This is a genomic window from Escherichia sp. E3659 (assembly GCF_005781135.1).
Taxonomy (GTDB): Bacteria; Pseudomonadota; Gammaproteobacteria; order Enterobacterales; family Enterobacteriaceae; genus Escherichia.
In genome coordinates this window covers 357,738-378,100 of sequence record NZ_VATQ01000002.1, presented here as the reverse complement: position 1 = coordinate 378,100, position 20,363 = coordinate 357,738, and the positions used below count along the sequence as shown (strand labels likewise).

23 protein-coding genes and 3 tRNA genes are annotated in these 20,363 nt (G+C 47.7%); 19 read left to right on the top strand and 7 right to left on the bottom strand.

All coding sequences use genetic code 11. The features are described 5' to 3' along the window. The first annotated feature begins 76 nt into the window (after positions 1-76). From dcyD to sdiA, 4 genes are all read left to right on the top strand, one after another. Positions 77-1,063, top strand: coding sequence for a D-cysteine desulfhydrase (dcyD, locus tag FEK47_RS02595; RefSeq protein ID WP_135487638.1), 987 nt, complete (start codon positions 77-79; stop codon positions 1,061-1,063). Positions 1,064-1,077: 14 nt separating this feature from the next. Continuing rightward, positions 1,078-1,746, top strand: coding sequence for a cystine ABC transporter permease (gene tcyL, locus FEK47_RS02590; protein WP_130223595.1), 669 nt, complete (start codon positions 1,078-1,080; stop codon positions 1,744-1,746). Continuing rightward, the gene (gene tcyN, locus FEK47_RS02585) at positions 1,743-2,495 is read left to right on the top strand and encodes an L-cystine ABC transporter ATP-binding protein TcyN (protein WP_130218658.1); all 753 of its coding nucleotides are present in this window, start codon (positions 1,743-1,745) and stop codon (positions 2,493-2,495) included. Before tcyL ends, tcyN begins: the two co-directional genes overlap by 4 nt. Before the next feature lie 229 nt (positions 2,496-2,724). Continuing rightward, the gene (gene sdiA / locus FEK47_RS02580; protein WP_130208555.1) at positions 2,725-3,447 is read left to right on the top strand and encodes a transcriptional regulator SdiA; all 723 of its coding nucleotides are present in this window, start codon (positions 2,725-2,727) and stop codon (positions 3,445-3,447) included. Positions 3,448-3,513: 66 nt separating this feature from the next. On the opposite strand, the gene yecF is transcribed toward sdiA, so the two are convergent. Both yecF and FEK47_RS25290 read right to left on the bottom strand, forming a co-directional pair. After that, positions 3,514-3,738 (bottom strand): DUF2594 family protein YecF, encoded by a 225-nt coding sequence (yecF, locus tag FEK47_RS02575; RefSeq protein ID WP_000106474.1) that lies wholly within the window; start codon positions 3,736-3,738, stop codon positions 3,514-3,516. Further along, a complete protein-coding gene (locus FEK47_RS25290; protein ID WP_240727862.1) occupies positions 3,725-3,859 on the bottom strand; it encodes a hypothetical protein in 135 nt (44 codons plus the stop codon). Before FEK47_RS25290 ends, yecF begins: the two co-directional genes overlap by 14 nt. 338 nt (positions 3,860-4,197) lie before the next feature. On the opposite strand from FEK47_RS25290, the gene uvrY reads away from it, so the two are divergent. The 7 genes from uvrY (at position 4,198) to yecA (ending at position 8,600) form a co-directional block, all read left to right on the top strand. Next, positions 4,198-4,854 carry a UvrY/SirA/GacA family response regulator transcription factor gene (gene uvrY / locus FEK47_RS02570; RefSeq protein WP_064529316.1) on the top strand — a complete coding sequence of 219 codons (657 nt, stop codon included), beginning with the start codon at positions 4,198-4,200 and terminating at the stop codon, positions 4,852-4,854. Then, positions 4,851-6,683: an excinuclease ABC subunit UvrC gene (gene uvrC, locus FEK47_RS02565; protein WP_130208553.1), complete on the top strand. Its 1,833-nt coding sequence runs from the start codon at positions 4,851-4,853 to the stop codon at positions 6,681-6,683. Before uvrY ends, uvrC begins: the two co-directional genes overlap by 4 nt. Positions 6,684-6,739: 56 nt before the next feature. Further along, on the top strand, positions 6,740-7,288 hold the full coding sequence (gene pgsA, locus FEK47_RS02560; RefSeq protein ID WP_001160187.1) for a CDP-diacylglycerol--glycerol-3-phosphate 3-phosphatidyltransferase: 549 nt from the start codon (positions 6,740-6,742) through the stop codon (positions 7,286-7,288). Positions 7,289-7,439: 151 nt separating this feature from the next. Next, positions 7,440-7,515: transfer RNA gene (locus FEK47_RS02555), tRNA-Gly, on the top strand. A gap of 53 nt (positions 7,516-7,568) precedes the next feature. Continuing rightward, a tRNA-Cys gene (locus tag FEK47_RS02550) sits at positions 7,569-7,642 on the top strand. A gap of 11 nt (positions 7,643-7,653) precedes the next feature. Continuing rightward, positions 7,654-7,740, top strand: a tRNA-Leu gene (locus tag FEK47_RS02545). A gap of 194 nt (positions 7,741-7,934) precedes the next feature. Further along, positions 7,935-8,600, top strand: a complete 666-nt coding sequence (yecA, locus tag FEK47_RS02540) for a UPF0149 family protein YecA (protein WP_130218660.1) — start codon at positions 7,935-7,937, stop codon at positions 8,598-8,600. 104 nt (positions 8,601-8,704) lie between these two features. Here the strand turns inward: yecA and tyrP are convergent, their stop codons facing one another. Continuing rightward, complete coding sequence (gene tyrP, locus FEK47_RS02535) at positions 8,705-9,916, bottom strand: tyrosine transporter TyrP (protein WP_130208549.1); 1,212 nt, start codon at positions 9,914-9,916, stop codon at positions 8,705-8,707. A gap of 190 nt (positions 9,917-10,106) precedes the next feature. Here tyrP and FEK47_RS02530 point away from each other — a divergent pair, with 190 nt between their 5' ends. Then, positions 10,107-10,346 (top strand): YecH family metal-binding protein, encoded by a 240-nt coding sequence (locus FEK47_RS02530; protein WP_130208547.1) that lies wholly within the window; start codon positions 10,107-10,109, stop codon positions 10,344-10,346. Between the two features lie 37 nt (positions 10,347-10,383). On the opposite strand, the gene ftnA is transcribed toward FEK47_RS02530, so the two are convergent. Both ftnA and yecR read right to left on the bottom strand, forming a co-directional pair. After that, positions 10,384-10,881 (bottom strand): non-heme ferritin, encoded by a 498-nt coding sequence (gene ftnA, locus FEK47_RS02525; protein ID WP_000917207.1) that lies wholly within the window; start codon positions 10,879-10,881, stop codon positions 10,384-10,386. A gap of 178 nt (positions 10,882-11,059) precedes the next feature. Beyond that, complete coding sequence (gene yecR / locus FEK47_RS02520) at positions 11,060-11,383, bottom strand: YecR family lipoprotein (RefSeq protein WP_135487639.1); 324 nt, start codon at positions 11,381-11,383, stop codon at positions 11,060-11,062. A 252-nt stretch (positions 11,384-11,635) separates the two neighbouring features. Here yecR and azuC point away from each other — a divergent pair, with 252 nt between their 5' ends. Together azuC and yecJ are read left to right on the top strand one after the other, a co-directional pair. Beyond that, positions 11,636-11,722 carry a stress response protein AzuC gene (gene azuC / locus FEK47_RS02515; protein WP_010723106.1) on the top strand — a complete coding sequence of 29 codons (87 nt, stop codon included), beginning with the start codon at positions 11,636-11,638 and terminating at the stop codon, positions 11,720-11,722. Positions 11,723-11,837: 115 nt separating this feature from the next. Next, the gene (yecJ, locus tag FEK47_RS02510) at positions 11,838-12,089 is read left to right on the top strand and encodes a DUF2766 family protein YecJ (RefSeq protein WP_064529310.1); all 252 of its coding nucleotides are present in this window, start codon (positions 11,838-11,840) and stop codon (positions 12,087-12,089) included. 82 nt (positions 12,090-12,171) lie between these two features. Here the strand turns inward: yecJ and FEK47_RS02505 are convergent, their stop codons facing one another. Further along, the gene (locus tag FEK47_RS02505; RefSeq protein ID WP_130208543.1) at positions 12,172-12,675 is read right to left on the bottom strand and encodes a non-heme ferritin-like protein; all 504 of its coding nucleotides are present in this window, start codon (positions 12,673-12,675) and stop codon (positions 12,172-12,174) included. A 792-nt stretch (positions 12,676-13,467) separates the two neighbouring features. Between FEK47_RS02505 and araF the strand changes: the two genes are divergently transcribed. The 5 genes from araF to otsA all read left to right on the top strand — a co-directional run bounded on the left by araF (position 13,468) and on the right by otsA (position 19,408). After that, complete coding sequence (gene araF, locus FEK47_RS02500; protein WP_130208541.1) at positions 13,468-14,457, top strand: arabinose ABC transporter substrate-binding protein AraF; 990 nt, start codon at positions 13,468-13,470, stop codon at positions 14,455-14,457. Positions 14,458-14,527: 70 nt separating this feature from the next. Beyond that, a complete protein-coding gene (gene araG, locus FEK47_RS02495; RefSeq protein WP_130218664.1) occupies positions 14,528-16,042 on the top strand; it encodes an arabinose ABC transporter ATP-binding protein AraG in 1,515 nt (504 codons plus the stop codon). Positions 16,043-16,056: 14 nt separating this feature from the next. Then, positions 16,057-17,043 carry an arabinose ABC transporter permease AraH gene (araH, locus tag FEK47_RS02490; protein WP_130208537.1) on the top strand — a complete coding sequence of 329 codons (987 nt, stop codon included), beginning with the start codon at positions 16,057-16,059 and terminating at the stop codon, positions 17,041-17,043. 162 nt (positions 17,044-17,205) lie between these two features. Beyond that, a complete protein-coding gene (gene otsB / locus FEK47_RS02485) occupies positions 17,206-18,009 on the top strand; it encodes a trehalose-phosphatase (protein ID WP_130208535.1) in 804 nt (267 codons plus the stop codon). Further along, positions 17,984-19,408, top strand: a complete 1,425-nt coding sequence (gene otsA / locus FEK47_RS02480) for an alpha,alpha-trehalose-phosphate synthase (RefSeq protein ID WP_130218668.1) — start codon at positions 17,984-17,986, stop codon at positions 19,406-19,408. The genes otsB and otsA overlap by 26 nt, the downstream gene beginning before the upstream one ends. 6 nt (positions 19,409-19,414) lie before the next feature. Here otsA and uspC read toward each other — a convergent pair whose 3' ends face one another. Continuing rightward, the gene (gene uspC / locus FEK47_RS02475) at positions 19,415-19,843 is read right to left on the bottom strand and encodes a universal stress protein UspC (RefSeq protein ID WP_135487640.1); all 429 of its coding nucleotides are present in this window, start codon (positions 19,841-19,843) and stop codon (positions 19,415-19,417) included. Positions 19,844-20,363 lie beyond the last annotated feature (520 nt).

The window sequence follows — 20,363 nt, the reverse complement described above, 5'->3', positions numbered from 1 at the left end:
AATCGGCGCATTTTTTATTTATACGTTTCCTGCGTGCATAATAACAAGATCACAACAACACACATCGGAGGCTTTTATGCCACTGCATAATTTAACTCGTTTTCCACGGCTGGAGTTTATCGGCGCACCGACACCGCTCGAATATCTGCCACGTTTTTCTGATTATCTCGGGCGGGACATTTTCATCAAACGGGATGACGTCACCCCGTTGGCAATGGGCGGAAATAAGTTACGCAAACTGGAATTTCTCGCAGCAGACGCCTTGCGCGAAGGTGCTGATACACTGATTACAGCCGGAGCGATTCAGTCTAACCATGTGCGCCAGACTGCCGCAGTGGCCGCAAAACTTGGTCTGCATTGCGTGGCGCTGCTGGAAAATCCCATTGGTACTACCGCAGAAAACTATTTAACTAACGGCAACCGCTTGTTGCTGGATCTGTTCAATACTCAGATTGAAATGTGCGATGCGCTGACCAATCCTGATGCCCAACTGGAAGAGTTAGCGACTCGCGTCGAAGCGCAAGGCTTTCGCCCATACGTCATTCCGGTTGGCGGCTCCAATGCTTTAGGTGCGTTGGGCTATGTGGAGAGTGCGCTGGAAATCGCCCAGCAGTGTGAAGGGGCGGTTAACATATCGTCGGTGGTGGTGGCATCAGGCAGTGCCGGAACTCACGCCGGGCTTGCAGTAGGGCTGGAACAACTGATGCCTGAAACAGAACTGATTGGCGTGACCGTTTCACGTTCTGTTGCTGACCAGTTGCCGAAAGTGGTTAGCCTACAACAGGCGATCGCGAAAGAACTGGAGCTGACTGCATCAGCGGAAATTTTACTCTGGGATGACTATTTTGCGCCTGGCTACGGTGTGCCGAATGACGAAGGCATGGAGGCGGTGAAACTGCTGGCGCGTCTGGAAGGCATTCTGCTTGATCCCGTGTATACCGGAAAAGCGATGGCGGGGCTGATTGATGGTATAAGTCAGAAACGCTTCAAAGATGAAGGACCGATTCTGTTTATTCATACCGGGGGCGCGCCTGCACTGTTCGCCTATCATCCCCACGTTTAGCGCCGGAAATGCTCATGCAAGAAAGTATACAACTGGTTATTGATTCTCTGCCGTTTCTGTTGAAAGGGGCAGGGTATACGCTGCAACTCAGCATCGGCGGCATGTTTTTTGGCTTACTGCTGGGATTTATTCTCGCGCTGATGCGCTTGTCGCCCGTCTGGCCTGTGCGCTGGCTGGCGCGTTTTTATATCTCCATCTTCCGTGGTACGCCACTCATCGCACAGCTGTTTATGATCTACTACGGTTTACCGCAGTTTGGTATTGAATTAGACCCGATTCCGTCAGCGATGATTGGCCTGTCATTGAACACCGCCGCCTATGCAGCCGAAACGCTGCGGGCAGCGATTTCGTCCATTGATAAAGGTCAGTGGGAGGCGGCTGCCAGTATCGGCATGACGCCGTGGCAAACTATGCGTCGTGCTATTTTGCCACAGGCCGCGCGGGTAGCACTGCCGCCGCTGTCGAACAGTTTTATCAGCCTGGTAAAAGATACTTCTCTGGCTGCGACGATTCAGGTGCCAGAGTTGTTCCGTCAGGCGCAGTTGATTACTTCGCGCACACTGGAAGTTTTCACCATGTATCTGGCGGCTTCGCTCATCTACTGGATTATGGCGACGGTGTTATCGACGTTGCAGAACCATTTTGAGAATCAACTTAATCGCCAGGAGAGGGATCCAAAATGAGTGCCATTGACGTTAAAAACCTGGTGAAAAAATTCCACGGTCAGACGGTGCTGCATGGCATAGATCTGGAGGTTAAAACCGGCGAAGTGGTGGCGATTATAGGTCCAAGCGGCTCCGGGAAAACCACGTTGCTACGCAGCATAAATTTGCTGGAACAACCCGAAGCGGGGACGATTACCGTCGGGGATATCACCATTGATACCGCGCGTTCGTTAAGTCAGCAAAAATCCCTGATTCGTCAGTTGCGCCAGCACGTTGGTTTTGTTTTCCAGAACTTTAATTTGTTTCCGCATCGTACGGTGCTGGAAAACATTATTGAAGGGCCGGTGATTGTTAAAGGCGAACCTAAAGAGGAAGCCACAGCGCGCGCACGTGAATTGTTGGCGAAAGTTGGCCTTGCAGGCAAAGAAACCAGCTATCCACGTCGTTTATCTGGCGGTCAACAGCAGCGAGTTGCGATTGCCCGGGCGCTGGCGATGCGCCCCGAGGTGATTTTGTTTGATGAGCCAACCTCGGCTCTGGACCCAGAGTTGGTGGGCGAAGTCCTGAATACTATCCGTCAGCTGGCACAGGAAAAGCGCACAATGGTGATTGTGACACACGAAATGAGCTTTGCCCGAGATGTTGCTGACCGCGCGATCTTTATGGACCAGGGGCGGATAGTAGAGCAGGGATCGGCGAAAGCGTTATTTGCCAATCCACAGCAGCCCCGTACCCGCCAGTTTCTCGAGAAGTTTCTACTGCAATAATAAGAAAAAATCAGCCCCGGTGAGTTAGTGACCGGGGCGAACCACTCTTCTGAAGACTCAATAAACGGTCAATAAATCAGCATAACTCATTAATAACATAAGAGAATGCGATGTCTTGCAAAAGTAATTCATTATCTGAATAATATAAATTATATATAAATCTTATTTATGTGATAGCTTGAGTTTTCAGTATAAATGATACTCACTCTCAGGGGCATTGCGGTTTACTATGCAGGATACGGATTTTTTTAGCTGGCGTCGCACAATGCTGTCGCGCTTTCAGAGGATGGAGGCCGCAGAAGAGGTCTACCATGAAATAGAGCTTCAGGCTCAGCAGCTCGAGTACGATTACTATTCGTTATGTGTTCGCCACCCGGTGCCATTCACGCGACCCAAAGTGGCTTTCTACACCAATTACCCTGAGTCGTGGGTTAGTTATTATCAGGCAAAAAACTTTCTCGCTATTGATCCCGTGCTCAACCCTGAAAACTTCAGTCAGGGCCATTTATTGTGGAATGATGACTTATTCAGTGAAGCCCAGCCATTATGGGAGGCTGCGCGTGCACATGGTTTACGCAGGGGAGTGACTCAGTATTTAATGCTACCGAACCGGGCGTTGGGATTTTTGTCATTTTCTCGTAGCAGTACGCGCGAAATACCTGTTCTTAGTGATGAGCTGCAATTAAAAATGCAGCTACTGGTGCGCGAAAGTCTGATGGCGCTGATGCGTTTAAATGATCAAATAGTGATGACGCCGGAGATGAATTTCAGTAAGCGGGAAAAGGAAATTTTGAAATGGACCGCGGAAGGTAAGACATCGGCAGAGATTGCGATGATCTTGTCAATCTCCGAGAACACGGTTAATTTTCATCAGAAAAACATGCAGAAAAAAATCAACGCGCCGAATAAGACCCAGGTTGCCTGTTACGCCGCCGCAACTGGCTTAATATGACCTCTATTACATTCTGCGTGCCAGGTGTAAAACCGGCTGAAAGGTGTTCTTTCAGCCGGTTTTATATTACTGACGGTAGGCCTGTTTAATTTGCTTAACCGTTTTGGAAAATACCGCAGCCTGGGTTTCGTCTTCGATCAGCGCAAGCTGTTTTTCCATCTTTAACATCACGCGGCCCGCGTCAGCTTGTCCCATCGCCTGCAGCATCAGCGTCAGCATCGCTTTCAGGCAGGAGACTTCATTTGCCAGTTCTTGATTATTCTCGGCAGTAGAAAAATCAGGCGTACTCATTTATTTTCCTCGTCATGTTGCAATGAAAATTTGCAGTAAAAAATGTTAAGGCGGCGGAGTATACCATAAGCTTTGCTAAAAATAGCAGTGGTTGTTTTTTGGTCACTGGATCATCATTGATATTAAATTAGTTAATATAGTGGTTAATAAATATTTATATCATGAATGTTTTTTGTGCGTATTTATTGAGTTAATTAATGTTACATATTCATGCTGATGATTTTTCATTTGTGCTGAATGAAGTCAATTTTTGTCACATTTCAGTCTAACCGGCAGGTTACAACGCTGCGGAAGCTTTTTGGTGACGGACGTGACCATAACTGCGGACAATCGAATTATCAAAAATGAGAGAAAAATCGAATACCCACCATTTTTAACGTTTCAAAGTTGCAATAAAACCCGCTAATATACGGATGACTAACTATCAGTAGCGTTATCCCTATTTCTGGAGATATTCCTTTGATCAACGTTCTACTTGTTGATGACCACGAACTGGTGCGCGCAGGGATACGACGCATTCTGGAAGATATAAAGGGTATTAAAGTCGTTGGTGAGGCTTCCTGTGGTGAAGATGCCGTTAAGTGGTGCCGGGCAAATTCCGTCGACGTGGTGCTAATGGACATGAGTATGCCTGGCATTGGCGGCCTTGAGGCGACGCGTAAAATCGCCCGTTCAACCGCAGATGTCAAAATCATCATGCTTACGGTTCACACCGAAAACCCTTTACCAGCAAAAGTCATGCAGGCTGGCGCTGCGGGCTATCTAAGCAAAGGTGCGGCCCCGCAGGAGGTGGTGAGCGCGATTCGTTCTGTCTATTCTGGGCAGCGTTATATTGCTTCTGACATTGCGCAACAAATGGCGTTAAGCCAGATCGAACCAGAAAAAACAGAAAGCCCATTTGCCAGTTTGTCTGAACGCGAATTGCAGATTATGCTGATGATTACCAAAGGCCAGAAGGTCAATGAGATTTCAGAACAGCTTAATCTCAGCCCGAAAACGGTGAACAGCTATCGCTACCGTATGTTCAGTAAATTAAACATTCATGGCGATGTTGAGCTGACTCACCTGGCTATTCGCCATGGTTTGTGTAATGCGGAGACGTTAACAAGTCAGTGAGTGTTCAGTTTGACGCAAAAGCGTTTTTAAAAACCGTCACCAGCCAGCCGGGCGTATATCGCATGTATGATGCTGGTGGTACGGTTATTTATGTCGGTAAAGCGAAAGACCTGAAAAAACGGCTTTCAAGCTATTTCCGTAGCAATCTCGCTTCGCGCAAAACGGAAGCGTTGGTCGCCCAGATCCAGCAAATCGATGTCACGGTGACTCATACTGAAACCGAAGCATTATTGCTGGAACACAACTACATCAAACTCTATCAGCCGCGTTACAACGTTTTGTTACGCGACGACAAATCTTACCCCTTTATTTTCCTCAGTGGCGATACACATCCACGTCTGGCGATGCATCGCGGTGCGAAGCACGCCAAGGGAGAGTATTTCGGCCCGTTCCCGAATGGTTATGCGGTGCGTGAAACTCTGGCGTTGCTGCAAAAGATTTTTCCCATTCGCCAGTGCGAAAATAGCGTTTATCGCAATCGCTCGCGTCCATGTCTGCAATACCAGATAGGGCGCTGTCTTGGGCCGTGCGTAGCCGGGTTGGTTAGCGAAGAAGAGTATGCCCAGCAGGTTGAATATGTGCGCCTGTTTTTATCGGGTAAAGACGATCAGGTGCTTAAGCAACTGATTAGCCGCATGGAAACAGCCAGCCAGAATCTGGAGTTTGAAGAGGCGGCACGTATTCGCGACCAAATTCAGGCGGTGCGACGCGTCACCGAAAAACAATTTGTCTCTAATACGGGCGACGACCTTGATGTTATTGGCGTGGCGTTCGATGCTGGCATGGCATGTGTCCATGTTTTGTTTATTCGTCAGGGCAAAGTGCTCGGTAGCCGTAGCTATTTCCCGAAGGTGCCGGGCGGTACGGAACTGGGCGAAGTAGTGGAAACCTTTGTTGGTCAGTTCTATTTACAGGGCAGCCAGATGCGCACTCTCCCGGGAGAGATCCTGCTCGATTTTAATCTTAGCGATAAAACGCTGCTCGCCGATTCATTATCAGAACTGGCGGGGCGCAAGATTAACATTCAGACCAAACCGCGTGGCGACAGGGCGCGTTACCTGAAACTGGCGCGGACGAATGCAGCAACAGCGTTAACCACCAAACTTTCGCAGCAATCAACAGTTCATCAGCGACTGACAGCGCTTGCCAGCGTGTTGAAATTGCCGGAAGTGAAACGGATGGAATGTTTCGATATCAGCCATACGATGGGCGAACAAACCGTTGCCTCGTGCGTGGTGTTTGATGCTAATGGCCCACTGCGTGCGGAGTATCGGCGCTATAACATCAATGGCATTACGCCGGGCGATGATTATGCGGCGATGAATCAGGTGCTGCGTCGGCGTTATGGTAAAGCCATCGATGACAGTAAGATTCCGGACGTGATCCTGATTGATGGTGGCAAGGGACAACTTGCGCAGGCGAAAAATGTCTTCGCCGAGCTGGACGTCCCCTGGGATAAAAACCATCCGTTGTTACTTGGCGTTGCCAAAGGGGCCGACCGTAAGGCTGGGCTGGAAACATTGTTCTTCGAGCCTGAAGGAGAGGGCTTTAGCTTACCGCCAGATTCGCCTGCGTTGCACGTCATCCAGCATATTCGCGATGAATCACACGATCATGCGATTGGCGGACATCGCAAAAAACGGGCGAAGGTCAAAAATACCAGCACCCTGGAAACCATTGAAGGCGTCGGGCCAAAACGTCGGCAAATGTTGTTGAAATATATGGGCGGTTTGCAAGGTTTACGTAACGCCAGCGTCGAAGAAATTGCAAAAGTGCCGGGTATTTCGCAAGGTCTGGCAGAAAAGATCTTCTGGTCGTTGAAACATTGATGTCTCTGTAGCAACATAGGGGTAATCTTACTGACAACAGATAGTTACCCGTCATTATGCAATTTAATATCCCTACGTTGCTCACACTGTTCCGTGTCATCCTTATCCCATTCTTTGTATTGGTTTTTTATCTACCTGTTACCTGGTCGCCGTTTGCTGCCGCGCTCATTTTCTGCGTCGCGGCGGTGACTGACTGGTTCGATGGTTTTCTGGCGCGTCGCTGGAACCAGAGTACCCGTTTTGGTGCCTTCCTTGATCCAGTAGCAGACAAAGTGCTTGTCGCCATCGCCATGGTGCTGGTAACCGAGCATTATCATAGCTGGTGGGTGACCTTACCGGCGGCAACGATGATCGCCCGTGAAATTATCATTTCTGCTCTGCGTGAATGGATGGCTGAACTCGGTAAACGTAGCAGTGTGGCCGTATCCTGGATTGGTAAAGTCAAAACGACTGCCCAGATGGTCGCGCTGGCCTGGTTGCTGTGGCGCCCGAATATTTGGGTTGAGTACGCCGGTATTGCCCTTTTCTTTGTGGCTGCGGTGCTGACACTCTGGTCAATGTTGCAATATTTGAGCGCTGCTCGCGCAGATTTGCTTGATCAGTGATCGTTTCGACGCAAATTTCAGCAAACGATCAAAAGTGGTGAAAAATATCGTTGACTCAACGCGTCAGGTAAGTAGAATGCAACGCATCGAACGGCGGCACTGATTGCCAGACGATAATAAAATCAAGTGATTAGCTGATTGCTTGATGATTGCGGGAATAGCTCAGTTGGTAGAGCACGACCTTGCCAAGGTCGGGGTCGCGAGTTCGAGTCTCGTTTCCCGCTCCAGTTTAAAAGGCATCGGCTTAAGCGGGTGTCTGGCTGAAAAGCCTGAAGAATTTGGCGCGTTAACAAAGCGGTTATGTAGCGGATTGCAAATCCGTCTAGTCCGGTTCGACTCCGGAACGCGCCTCCAATTTTTCCCGAGCCCGGATGGTGGAATCGGTAGACACAAGGGATTTAAAATCCCTCGGCGTTCGCGCTGTGCGGGTTCAAGTCCCGCTCCGGGTACCATGGGAAAATAAGAATAAAATCAAAGCAATAAGCAGTGTCGTGAAACCACCTTCGGGTGGTTTTTTTGTATGTGCAACTTGTCGTTACACCCTCTCTGATTTTTAATCTCCGGGTAATCCACTCGAAAAGTATCTCTATGCCAGACCGACATGTAAGATAGGCGCTGGCGAGTCGAGATCCACAAGGAAAAGCGTATGAAAACTGGACCGTTAAACGAAAGTGAGCTGGAATGGCTGGATGATATCTTGACCAAATACAACACAGACCACGCCATCCTTGATGTGGCAGAGCTGGACGGTTTGTTGACGGCGGTGTTGAGTTCTCCGCAAGAAATTGAACCAGAACAGTGGCTGGTTGCTGTGTGGGGTGGGGCGGATTATGTGCCGCGCTGGGCATCAGAGAAAGAGATGACGCGCTTTATGAACCTGGCGTTTCAACATATGGCCGATACTGCAGAGCGACTCAACGAGTTTCCTGAACAGTTTGAACCGTTATTTGGTCTACGAGAAGTTGACGGTAGGGAGCTGACGATTGTCGAAGAGTGGTGCTTTGGCTATATGCGAGGCGTTGCGCTTTCTGACTGGTCAGCATTGCCTGACTCATTAAAACCGGCGCTTGAAGCGATTGCGCTGCACGGAACTGAGGAAAACTTCGAGCGGGTAGAGAAGATGTCGCCAGAAGCGTTTGAAGAAAGCGTGGATGCCATTCGACTGGCGGCGCTTGATTTGCATGCTTACTGGATGACGCATCCTCAGGAAAAAGCTGTTCAGCAACCGATTAAAGCTGAAGAAAAACCAGGTCGTAACGACCCTTGCCCATGTGGTAGTGGCAAGAAATATAAGCAGTGCTGCCTGCATTAAGAGGCTATATTGGGTGTCAGAATTAACTCTGGCACCCATGTTTTATGGGCCTGATAAGGATGCGGACAAAAATCTGGAGTATGTCCATATACACGGCAAAGCATTTATCCCACTTCTGGCAACAATCCTGCCGCAATCAAAAATTGCACGCCAATCACGCCAATGCCACAGATAAACACCAACACCAGAGCCGGACGTCCACCTTTCACCCGATAGCTTGCTTGTGGATTATGCTTCCTGCTCTGCCAGGTCAGCAGTGAAGGAATTATCAACGCCAATACTGCCAGCGCTACGCCAGCATACCCGAGCGCCATTACAAAACCACGTGGATAAAACAGCGCAAACGCCAGTGGCGGCAGAAAGGTAATTACACCGGTTTGCAGTCTTCCACCAACGGTGTTGGAACGCTGAAACAAATCCGCCAGGTAATCAAATAAGCCTAACGCTACGCCCAGGAAAGATGTAGCGAGGGCTAAATCAGCGAATAAATGCACTGCCAACTCGACATGTGGCGAGGCCACCACTTCGCGTAATGCCTGTAACAGCCCATTTAATCCAGCATGATTCGCCAGCAGTCCCATAAAGGTTGTTGAATCAATGCTGCCCAGTGTCGCCAGTTGCCAGAAAATATATGCCACCAGAGGGATCGCGCTACCGGTAATAAACACCCAGCGCAATTTACGAATGTTGCCATCCATATAGCTGACGATGCTCGGTACGCTACCGTGAAAACCAAACGAGGTAAAAATCACCGGAATTGCAGACAATGCCAGACCCTGTTGCAGTGGCAGCGTTAGCAGATTGATTTTATGAATATGTGGTAGCAGCAATACCAGCATTAGCACCAGGAAAATAATCTTGGCGCTGAACAAAAAACGGTTAAACAAATCGACCAGCGACGTCCCAACACAAACCACACCACCGGCAACAAAAGTAAACAACAGCACGCCAGCGGTTGTGGTCATTGAAATGCCTGTCCAGTCGCTGATGCTGGAGGCCAGCAATTCACCAGCACCGCTGATATATGCTGCGGTCAGGGCGTACATTAAAAACATCATACTGAAGCCGGTCAGCCACTGACCGTAGCGGCCCAGATAGCGTTTTGCCAGCGTGCCTAAGCCGGTATCTGCAGGGACATGCTGATACACCTCCAGCAGTAACAGCGCGGTGTAACACATCAAGGCCCACAGGCCAATTAACAATGTCAGAGTGACGGTAAAACCGACGCCAGCCGCTGCCAGCGGCATTGCCAGCATACCTGCGCCAATTGTGGTTCCCGCCACGATAAAAACACTTCCCAGAGTTCTGTTTTTCACGCTTTCTTCTGTCCTGACGATCTTTATGAGTGATATCTGCGGCGCAGGTTAAGGCATTATCCAAACTTCGTCAAATCGACGTTACATCTAGTGTAAATAAAAATGTACGATAAATGCATTCAGAACTGAGCTGGCGCAAAGCCATAAGGCGCGGGGATCGTTACGCTATGCTTTTTTTTGAGGAGGAACGATGGAATCGATTCACGGTCATGAAGTGTTAAATATGATGATTGAATCAGGTGAGCAATATACGCACGCCAGCCTGGAAGCGGCGATCAAAGCGCGTTTTGGTGATCAGACACGTTTTCATACTTGCTCGGCTGAAGGGATGACTGCGGGAGAGTTGGTGGCTTTTCTGGCGGAAAAAGGCAAATTTATTCCCTGCGAAGAGGGGTTCTCAACCGATAAAAGTAAGATTTGTCGTCACTGATCTGAAACGGCGGCAGAAAATCTGCCGCCAGAGAAGATTAGTTTTGTGCGTCGAGGGTAGAGAGTTCTTTATCGATGAAATAAAGTCCTTCGCCGCTTTTCCCCGCCAGGCTCAATTTATCAATAATAGATTTGAACAATTTCTCTTCTTCGTGTTGTTCAGATACATACCATTGCAGGAAATTGAACGTTGGGTAGTCCTGATTAGTCATGGCAGCGTGAGCGAGCTCGTTAATTTTTTGCGTAATTAATTGTTCGTGTTTATAGGTTTCCTGGAATAATTCATCAAGTGAAGAATATTCAGCAAACGGTGATTCAACGGTATTAATTCGCGGTAAATTTCCGGTATCGGTCAGGTAATCAAACAGACGCTGCATATGCGTCATCTCTTCCTGGGCGTGGCGACGCAGAAACGCGGCAGCACCTTCGAAGGTGTGATAGCTGCACCATGCGCTCATTTGCTGATAAAGCAGTGAAGAGTAGAGTTCCAGGTTCATCTGCTCATTAAGTTTTTCAATCATTTCTGGTTTCAGCATGATAGTGCTCCACAAAGGTTATATTTGTTGCTGTGGCGCCACTATAATTTGTTATTTTATTATTTGCAAAAGGTAAAATATTAAATTCAATTATTAAAAATGCGAATGTGAATAAAACGCATTAACGCTATTTGTGATGTTAATTAACCAGCGAAGCCTCCCTCGCTGATATCAATCTTTATTGATAAGCCGAGGATGTTAAGTATCGGCACTGATACGACAGTGTAAATTGCGTATTCAGACATAATGATCCCGCAAACAAACTACAGTTACTTACAGGTTGCCCAAACGCAAAAGCGCGGGTAAATCCAACCTGCTGACATGCGCGGTTCGCGATTCCCTGATCGAGATAGTTGTCAGTGCGGGCGTGTTGTAAAAAAGCCTGATTGTAAACGAGGCGGACAATGCCACTCGTGGCGTCAACATCGCTCAGGTGAGCCTGACGAGTTACGGTACAGCCCGCTACTGTTAAAAGTGAAAAAACAATTATCAGATGTTTCATGTCACAGCCTGAAGAGGGAGAAGAAACAGGTATTGTACTTGTGGACACAGCCAGGCTATGGACAGAAAAGACGACGGATTAGCGCTATTCCTTGCTTTCTGCAGAACGCAGAGGTTTTGTGGTTATCATTTTTATAACATTAAAGAGGTATTTATGTGATGCATATCACATAAAGATTGATTTTTATGATGAATGTCATATTATAAACGCAAAGACGATAACACCTGCATAACAAATAATCGGAGTGGCGCGATGAAACTGCGTAAGATCCTGAAAAGCATGTTTAATAATTATTGCAAGACGTTCAAAGACGTACCGCCTGGCAATATGTTCAGATAACAAAAAAACCTGCTTCGGCAGGTTTTTTTGTACCCTGATGCGGGCTGATGTGACTATCGTTGAGGAAGGGAAGCCGCTACTATAACGGCTTTCAAAATGCTATCAGGAGTTTAGGATGTCCCAGCCGCTGAATGCCGATCAGGAACTGGTTTCTGATGTTGTTGCTTGCCAGTTGGTGATCAAACAAATTCTCGACGTGCTCGATGTGATCGCGCCTGTTGAGGTACGTGAAAAAATGTCCAGCCAGCTGAAGAATATTGATTTTACTCACCATCCGGCTGCTGCTGACCCAGTCACTATGCGCGCTATTCAAAAAGCCATCGCGTTGATTGAGCTAAAGTTCACCCCACAAAACGAATCCCATTAAAAAAACCGCTGCCTCAGTAATGTGAGGCAGCGGTTTTCACCACTTTTTTGTATTCGGCGCATCTTTTTATGCGCCGATTTTATTAATGTATCTGATGCGACACGACATTCAGAACATGCTGGTCGGTCTGGACAGGGCACATACCGGCCAGTTTCGCACTGCGTACTTCATCAAGAATGGTTTGCAGTAAGAGGCCATCGTGCTGCTGTTCTTTTTCCAGATCGCGCAGAAAATCGACAGTAGAATCATCATTCAATTCTTTAGCTTCATTTGCTAATTGCGCCAGCGTGCTTGAACGCTGCTCATATTCTTCCAACGTTTTTTGGAAGAGTTCTTCCAGAGAGTTCAGTTTTTCTCCAGGTACATCAATGGCTTTAACGATGGGCGTCGCTCCGACACTTTTCATGAAGTTAAACATGCGCATCATTTGAGTCACGTTACTTTGTGCCTGGGAGCGAAGAAAAGTCGCGGTGCCATTCAGACTTTGTTCAGAACACCAGTTGCTCAGGTGAAGGTAGAGATTGGATGCATAAAACTCGCGGTTCATTTGGGTGTTGAGTTTGAGAAGCATTCCAGTGGTTGCCATACCTAATATCCTTATATCCAGAAGACGAGAGGTGCAAGATAAATCAAAACACCGTAATTACTGTTTGCAGAATAATTCCTTTCTGCGGGTCCGAAATGTGATCCTGGAGTCAATTCTGACGATGATCTGAAATAAGCATAACGTCTGAAGGATTATAAGAAAATCCTTAAATCACCAAGTTTATATTTTTTTACATTTCATTGATTAGGGTTATTGATTTGCAATAACTCTCAATGTTGTGATTTCTCGTATCTCATTGATATTAAATTATTTTATCAATATCATGATGCCGTTCTTATATTTTCAGGTATTTTTTCAGTTTTGGGATGATGCTCGCATTATGGATTTATCCATTAATTAATGAAGCTGGTGATAATTTACAGCGAAAGGAATTTTGTCTGGAGTTTTGATACTTCTTCCCTGATTTACCATTCACCTGTAATGCGCAGTATCTTGCCCGAGCAAATTAGATTAAAAAGAAGACACGCCTGAGCTATCAAATGATGCTACAAGGATTTCCAGGCTGATCTTATGGATTAATCTGCTAAGACACTTCTCATTTGTCATACAATTAACGTCTTCTGTATGTCTTTTATTGCTAAATTTATGCACGTTCTCACTGTAATTCTGCGGTGTGATATTGCTCTCCTATGGAGAATTAATTTCTCGCTAAAACTATGCCAACACAGTCACTTACCTTTTCGCCAAAGGTAATGCTTTGTTTTCCGATTGAATTAACAAAAGTTCTTAGGTTTTGCCCTACACAAAATGATGCTAAAGCTGGAGATAACCATGCACAAATTTACTAAAGCTCTTGCAGCCATCGGTCTGGCTGCCGTTATGTCACAATCCGCTATGGCGGAAAATTTGAAACTCGGTTTCCTGGTGAAGCAACCAGAAGAACCGTGGTTTCAGACTGAATGGAAGTTTGCCGATAAAGCCGGGAAAGATTTAGGCTTTGAAGTTATTAAGATAGCCGTACCTGATGGCGAAAAAACACTGAACGCTATTGATAGCCTGGCAGCCAGTGGTGCGAAAGGTTTTGTTATCTGTACCCCGGACCCGAAACTGGGTGCAGCCATCGTGGCGAAAGCGCGTGGCTACGATATGAAAGTTATTGCCGTGGATGATCAGTTTGTTAATGCTAAAGGTAAGCCGGTTGATACCGTTCCGTTGGTGATGATGGCTGCGACGAAAATTGGCGAACGTCAGGGCCAGGAACTGTATAAAGAGATGCAGAAACGTGGCTGGGATGTGAAAGAAAGCGCCGTAATGGCGATTACTGCCAACGAATTGGATACCGCCCGCCGTCGTACTACCGGTTCTATGGACGCGCTGAAAGCCGCCGGATTCCCGGAAAAACAAATTTATCAGGTTCCTACCAAATCTAACGATATTCCGGGGGCGTTTGACGCCGCCAACTCAATGTTGGTTCAGCATCCTGAAGTTAAACACTGGTTGATCGTCGGTATGAACGACAGCACCGTGCTGGGTGGCGTACGCGCGACGGAAGGTCAGGGCTTTAAAGCAGCTGATATTATCGGTATCGGTATTAACGGTGTGGATGCGGTGAGCGAACTGTCAAAGGCACAGGCTACGGGTTTCTATGGTTCACTGCTGCCAAGTCCGGACGTTCATGGCTATAAATCCAGCGAAATGCTTTACAACTGGGTAGCAAAAGACGTTGAACCGCCAAAATTCACTGAAGTTACCGACGTGGTGCTGATCACGCGTGACAACTTTAAAGAAGAACTGGAGAAAAAAGGTTTAGGCGGTAAGTAATCTGCCGGAAAAATTCCCCTCTGCGTTATGCAGAGGGGGTGTAAAACGACCAGTGATTCACGGAGACGTTATGCAACAGTCTACCCCGTATCTCTCATTTCGCGGCATTGGTAAAACCTTTCCAGGCGTCAAGGCGCTTACGGATATCAGTTTTGACTGTTATGCCGGTCAGGTTCATGCATTGATGGGTGAAAATGGCGCCGGAAAATCAACACTTTTAAAAATCCTTAGTGGAAACTATGCGCCAACCACGGGTTCTGTAGTGATTAATGGGCAGGAAATGTCCTTTTCCGATACCACCGCAGCACTGAATGCGGGTGTCGCGATTATTTACCAGGAACTGCATCTCGTGCCGGAAATGACCGTCGCGGAGAACATCTATCTCGGCCAGCTTCCTCATAAAGGCGGCATCGTGAACCGTTCACTGCTGAATTATGAAGCTGGGATACAGCTCAAACATCTGGGTATGGATATTGACCCGGATACGCCGCTGAAATATCTCTCCATTGGGCAATGGCAGATGGTTGAAATTGCCAAAGCTCTGGCACGTAACGCCAAAATTATCGCTTTTGATGAACCAACCAGCTCCTTATCCGCGCGTGAAATAGACAATCTGTTTCGCGTCATTCGTGAACTGCGAAAAGAGGGACGGGTGATCTTATACGTTTCTCACCGTATGGAAGAAATTTTTGCGCTCAGCGATGCCATCACTGTCTTTAAAGATGGTCGTTACGTCAAAACCTTTACCGACATGCAGCAGGTAGATCATGACTCGCTGGTACAGGCAATGGTTGGTCGCGACATCGGCGATATCTACGGCTGGCAACCGCGCAGCTACGGCGAGGAGCGCTTGCGTCTGGATGCGGTAAAGGCACCTGGCGTGCGTACGCCAATAAGCCTGGCTGTTCGCAGTGGCGAAATCGTTGGTCTGTTTGGTCTGGTGGGGGCAGGGCGCAGCGAATTAATGAAAGGCATGTTTGGCGGTACGCAAATTACCGCTGGTCAGGTTTATATCGACCAACAGCCGATCGATATCCGTAAACCGGGCCACGCCATTGCCGCTGGCATGATGCTCTGCCCGGAAGATCGCAAAGCGGAGGGCATTATTCCAGTGCATTCGGTGCGCGACAATATCAACATCAGCGCTCGTCGCAAACATGTGCACGGCGGGTGCGTGATCAACAACGGCTGGGAAGCCAATAATGCCGATCACCACATTCGTTCTCTCAACATCAAAACGCCAGGTGCAGAGCAATTGATCATGAATCTTTCCGGCGGTAATCAGCAAAAAGCCATTTTGGGGCGCTGGTTATCCGAAGAGATGAAAGTCATTTTGCTTGATGAACCTACGCGCGGCATCGATGTGGGGGCTAAACATGAAATTTATAACGTGATTTATGCGCTGGCCGCGCAGGGCGTGGCGGTACTGTTTGCCTCCAGTGACCTGCCCGAAGTCCTTGGTGTCGCCGACCGCATCGTAGTTATGCGGGAAGGTGAAATCGCCGGTGAATTGCTACACGAGCAGGCAGATGAGCGTCAGGCACTAAGCCTTGCTATGCCTAAAGTCAGCCAGGCAGTTGCCTGAGTAAGGAGAATAAGATGTCTTCTGTTTCTACATCGGGTTCTGGCGCACCTAAGTCGTCATTCAGCCTCGGGCGTATCTGGGATCAGTACGGTATGCTGGTGGTGTTCGCAGTGCTTTTTATCGCCTGTGCCATCTTCGTGCCGAACTTTGCCACCTTTATTAATATGAAAGGGCTGGGACTGGCAATCTCCATGTCGGGGATGGTGGCTTGCGGTATGTTGTTTTGCCTGGCCTCAGGTGACTTTGACCTTTCTGTCGCCTCGGTGATTGCCTGCGCAGGCGTAACCACTGCAGTGGTTATTAACCTGACCGAAAGTTTGTGGATTGGCGTGGCGGCAGGTTTACTGCTGGGCGTTCTGTGCGGTCTGGTGAATGGCTTTGTTATCGCTAAATTGAAAATCAACGCCCTGATTACCACGCTGGCGACGATGCAGATTGTCCGTGGTCTGGCGTATATTATCTCTGACGGTAAAGCGGTGGGCATCGAAGATGAAAGCTTCTTTGCACTCGGTTATGCCAACTGGTTCGGCCTGCCTGCGCCAATCTGGCTCACTGTGGCTTGCCTGGTCGTCTTTGGTTTGCTGCTGAACAAAACCACTTTTGGTCGTAATACATTGGCAATTGGCGGTAACGAAGAGGCGGCACGTCTCGCGGGTGTACCGGTGGTCCGTACCAAAATTATTATCTTCGTTCTCTCTGGTCTGGTATCGGCGATTGCCGGGATCATTCTGGCTTCTCGTATGACCAGCGGCCAGCCAATGACGTCTATTGGTTATGAGCTGATTGTTATCTCTGCCTGCGTTTTAGGTGGCGTTTCTCTGAAAGGCGGCATCGGAAAAATCTCATATGTAGTGGCGGGTATCTTAATTTTAGGCACCGTGGAAAACGCCATGAACCTGCTTAATATTTCTCCGTTTGCACAGTATGTTGTCCGTGGCTTAATCCTGCTGGCTGCGGTGATCTTCGACCGTTATAAGCAAAAAGCGAAACGCACTGTTTAATGCTTTATCCGACCATTATTTAGTTCAAAAATCCTCCACAGCCAACCGCCACAACGGTTGGCTGTTCTTTTTGCCAATGGCGAGCCTCGTCACACTGTCTATACTTACATGTCTGTAAAGCGCGTTCTGCGCGAACAATAAAAAGATAAGGAGGAGTACCGGGTGACAGAACCGTTAACCGAACCCCCTGAACTATCCGCGAATTATGCCTGGTTTTTTGATCTCGATGGAACGCTGGCGGAAATCAAACCGCATCCCGATCAGGTCGTCGTACCTGAAAATATTCTGCAAGGACTCCAGCTGCTGGCAACCGCAAGTGATGGTGCATTGGCATTGATATCAGGGCGCTCAATGGTAGAGCTTGACGCACTGGCGAAACCTTATCGCTTCCCGTTAGCGGGTGTGCATGGGGCGGAGCGCCGTGACATCAATGGTAAAACGCATATTGTTCATTTGCCGGAAGCGATTGCCCGGGATATTAGCGTTCAACTGCATACGGCCATCGCCAGGCTTCCCGGTGTAGAGGTTGAGGCTAAAGGGATGGCGTTTGCGCTGCATTATCGTCAGGCACCGCAGCATGAGGACGCCTTGTTGACATTAGCGCAACGCATTACCCAGATTTGGCCGCAAATGGCGTTACAACAGGGAAAGTGTGTCGTTGAGATAAAACCGAGAGGTACCAGCAAAGGGGACGCGATTGCCGCATTTATGCAGGAAGTTCCCTTTATTGGCCGCAAGCCTATTTTTTTAGGCGATGACTTAACCGATGAGTCTGGTTTCTCGGTCGTTAACAGGCTGGGCGGAATGTCAGTGAAAATTGGCACAGGCGCAACTCAGGCATCATGGCGGCTGGCGGGCGTGCCGGATGTCTGGCGCTGGCTTGAAATGATAACCAACGCATTACAACAACTAAAAAGAGACAATAACAGGAGTGATGACTATGAGCCGTTTAGTCGTAGTATCTAACCGGATTGCACCACCAGACGAGCACGCCGCCAGTGCCGGTGGCCTTGCTGTCGGTATACTGGGGGCGCTGAAAGCCGCAGGTGGACTGTGGTTTGGCTGGAGTGGCGAAACAGGGAATGAGGATCAGCCGCTAAAAAAGGTGAAAAAAGGAAATATCACCTGGGCCTCTTTTAACCTCAGTGAAAAGGATCTCGACGAATACTACAATCAATTCTCCAATGCTGTTCTCTGGCCCGCATTTCATTATCGACTCGATCTGGTGCAATTTCAGCGTTCCGCCTGGGAAGGTTATTTACGCGTGAATGCATTGCTGGCAGATAAATTACTGCCGTTGCTGGAAGACGATGACATTATTTGGATCCACGATTATCACCTGTTGCCATTTGCGCATGAACTCCGTAAACGTGGCGTGAATAATCGTATTGGTTTCTTCCTGCATATTCCTTTCCCGACGCCGGAAATTTTCAACGCGCTGCCGACTTATAACACGTTGCTTGAACAGCTTTGTGATTATGATTTGCTGGGGTTTCAGACAGAAAACGATCGCCTGGCGTTTCTGGATTGCCTTTCCAACCTGACGCGCGTCACGACGCGTAGTTCGCGCAATCATACGGCCTGGGGCAAGGCATTTCGCACCGAAGTTTACCCTATTGGTATTGAACCGGATGAAATAGCCAAACAGGCTGCCGGACCGCTGCCGGCCAAACTGGCGCAATTAAAAGCGGAGCTGAAAAGCGTACAAAATATCTTTTCTGTCGAACGACTGGATTATTCCAAAGGTCTGCCTGAGCGTTTTCTTGCCTATGAAGCCTTGCTGGAAAAATATCCGCAGCATCATGGCAAAATACGTTATACCCAGATAGCGCCAACCTCGCGTGGTGATGTGCAGGCGTATCAGGATATTCGTCATCAGCTGGAAAATGAAGCCGGGAGAATTAACGGAAAATATGGGCAATTAGGCTGGACACCGCTTTATTATCTGAACCAGCATTTCGACCGTAAATTACTGATGAAAATCTTCCGCTATTCCGATGTCGGATTAGTGACGCCGCTGCGTGACGGGATGAATCTGGTGGCGAAAGAATATGTCGCCGCCCAGGATCCTGCCAATCCCGGTGTACTGGTACTTTCACAATTTGCGGGGGCGGCGAATGAACTGACGTCAGCGTTAATCGTTAACCCATACGATCGTGATGAAGTCGCGGCGGCGTTGAATCGGGCATTGACTATGTCGCTGGCAGAACGTATTTCCCGTCATGCAGAAATGTTGGAAATTATCGTGAAAAACGATATTAACCACTGGCAGGAGTGCTTTATTAGCGACCTAAAGCTGATAGTTCCGCGCAGCGCGGAAAGCCAGCAGCGCGATAAAGTTGCGACCTTTCCAAAGCTGGCGTAATTGCGCTTAATCTCCCTTAAGCGGAACCAACAGCACATCAACCTCACTTGAGGCAATCACACTTTTCGCAGAGCAGGATGCTCGCGAAAAGAAACTGTGATTATGATTACCGCAAATCACCAAATCGAATTTATGTTTACGGCATACCGCCAGAATATGTTCGCTCAACTCTCCGTAAGCTATAAACTTTTCTTCAACGGGATATCCAGCATCCTGAATTAATTTGTCCAGAAAGTTTTGTGTTTCTTCATGCATCACACTGCGTAAATCCTCAAGCATCGGCGCGGATAATTGATTGTACATTTCTGGATCGGACGCGAGGGTGATTAAACTGATACGCCCATTAACGGGACGGGCGATAGATACCGCTTTTGCTAACAGTTGCTGGCTTTCCGGTGAGACAGCAACGGCAACAAGAATATTGGCGTAACTCATAACCTGCTCCTTATTCTATGAACTTCAGGTGAGATCACAGCTTTACCCTGAATGAGCTATAGATGCAATAACAACTTGGTCAAAAACGCAAATATTAGCATGGTCATTAATAAATATATTTAATCAATTGCGTGGTGTTACTGTGTAGTCATGCGGGGGATGATGAGGAAGTGGATAAATTGATTTCTCTCATTAAACAAATGGTTAATTTTAATAAAACATCTTGTTAACATTAGTGTTGTTGGCAGCCTTAATTTTTCTTAAATGGAAGCGTATTATTTAATTGACTGTTTTTTAATGATTTACAGAGATCAACGATATTTATCCCATATCCGGGATATGGTTATTCACGGTGATTTATATTAACAGTGCGCAACATCTCAATTTTATCCCTTCTCATCATTTTTGCTGACAGATAAGCTGAAAAACTTTTTAACAGAATGAAATATACGCAAAACAAAAGTATGACTTATACATTAATGTTAAGTAATTGAGTGTTTTGTGTGATCCGTGTCACACA

What these genes read in the sequence shown, in the direction of transcription:
- dcyD (WP_135487638.1), top strand. Translation starts at nt 77, where the DNA reads ATGCCACTGCATAATTTAACTCGTTTTCCACGGCTGGAGTTTATCGGC.
- tcyL (WP_130223595.1), top strand. Translation starts at nt 1,078, where the DNA reads ATGCAAGAAAGTATACAACTGGTTATTGATTCTCTGCCGTTTCTGTTG.
- tcyN (WP_130218658.1), top strand. Translation starts at nt 1,743, where the DNA reads ATGAGTGCCATTGACGTTAAAAACCTGGTGAAAAAATTCCACGGTCAG.
- sdiA (WP_130208555.1), top strand. Translation starts at nt 2,725, where the DNA reads ATGCAGGATACGGATTTTTTTAGCTGGCGTCGCACAATGCTGTCGCGC.
- yecF (WP_000106474.1), bottom strand. Translation starts at nt 3,738, where the DNA reads ATGAGTACGCCTGATTTTTCTACTGCCGAGAATAATCAAGAACTGGCA.
- pgsA (WP_001160187.1), top strand. Translation starts at nt 6,740, where the DNA reads ATGCAATTTAATATCCCTACGTTGCTCACACTGTTCCGTGTCATCCTT.
- yecA (WP_130218660.1), top strand. Translation starts at nt 7,935, where the DNA reads ATGAAAACTGGACCGTTAAACGAAAGTGAGCTGGAATGGCTGGATGAT.
- FEK47_RS02530 (WP_130208547.1), top strand. Translation starts at nt 10,107, where the DNA reads ATGGAATCGATTCACGGTCATGAAGTGTTAAATATGATGATTGAATCA.
- ftnA (WP_000917207.1), bottom strand. Translation starts at nt 10,881, where the DNA reads ATGCTGAAACCAGAAATGATTGAAAAACTTAATGAGCAGATGAACCTG.
- yecR (WP_135487639.1), bottom strand. Translation starts at nt 11,383, where the DNA reads ATGAAACATCTGATAATTGTTTTTTCACTTTTAACAGTAGCGGGCTGT.
- azuC (WP_010723106.1), top strand. Translation starts at nt 11,636, where the DNA reads ATGAAACTGCGTAAGATCCTGAAAAGCATGTTTAATAATTATTGCAAG.
- yecJ (WP_064529310.1), top strand. Translation starts at nt 11,838, where the DNA reads ATGTCCCAGCCGCTGAATGCCGATCAGGAACTGGTTTCTGATGTTGTT.
- FEK47_RS02505 (WP_130208543.1), bottom strand. Translation starts at nt 12,675, where the DNA reads ATGGCAACCACTGGAATGCTTCTCAAACTCAACACCCAAATGAACCGC.
- araF (WP_130208541.1), top strand. Translation starts at nt 13,468, where the DNA reads ATGCACAAATTTACTAAAGCTCTTGCAGCCATCGGTCTGGCTGCCGTT.
- araG (WP_130218664.1), top strand. Translation starts at nt 14,528, where the DNA reads ATGCAACAGTCTACCCCGTATCTCTCATTTCGCGGCATTGGTAAAACC.
- araH (WP_130208537.1), top strand. Translation starts at nt 16,057, where the DNA reads ATGTCTTCTGTTTCTACATCGGGTTCTGGCGCACCTAAGTCGTCATTC.
- otsA (WP_130218668.1), top strand. Translation starts at nt 17,984, where the DNA reads ATGAGCCGTTTAGTCGTAGTATCTAACCGGATTGCACCACCAGACGAG.
- uspC (WP_135487640.1), bottom strand. Translation starts at nt 19,843, where the DNA reads ATGAGTTACGCCAATATTCTTGTTGCCGTTGCTGTCTCACCGGAAAGC.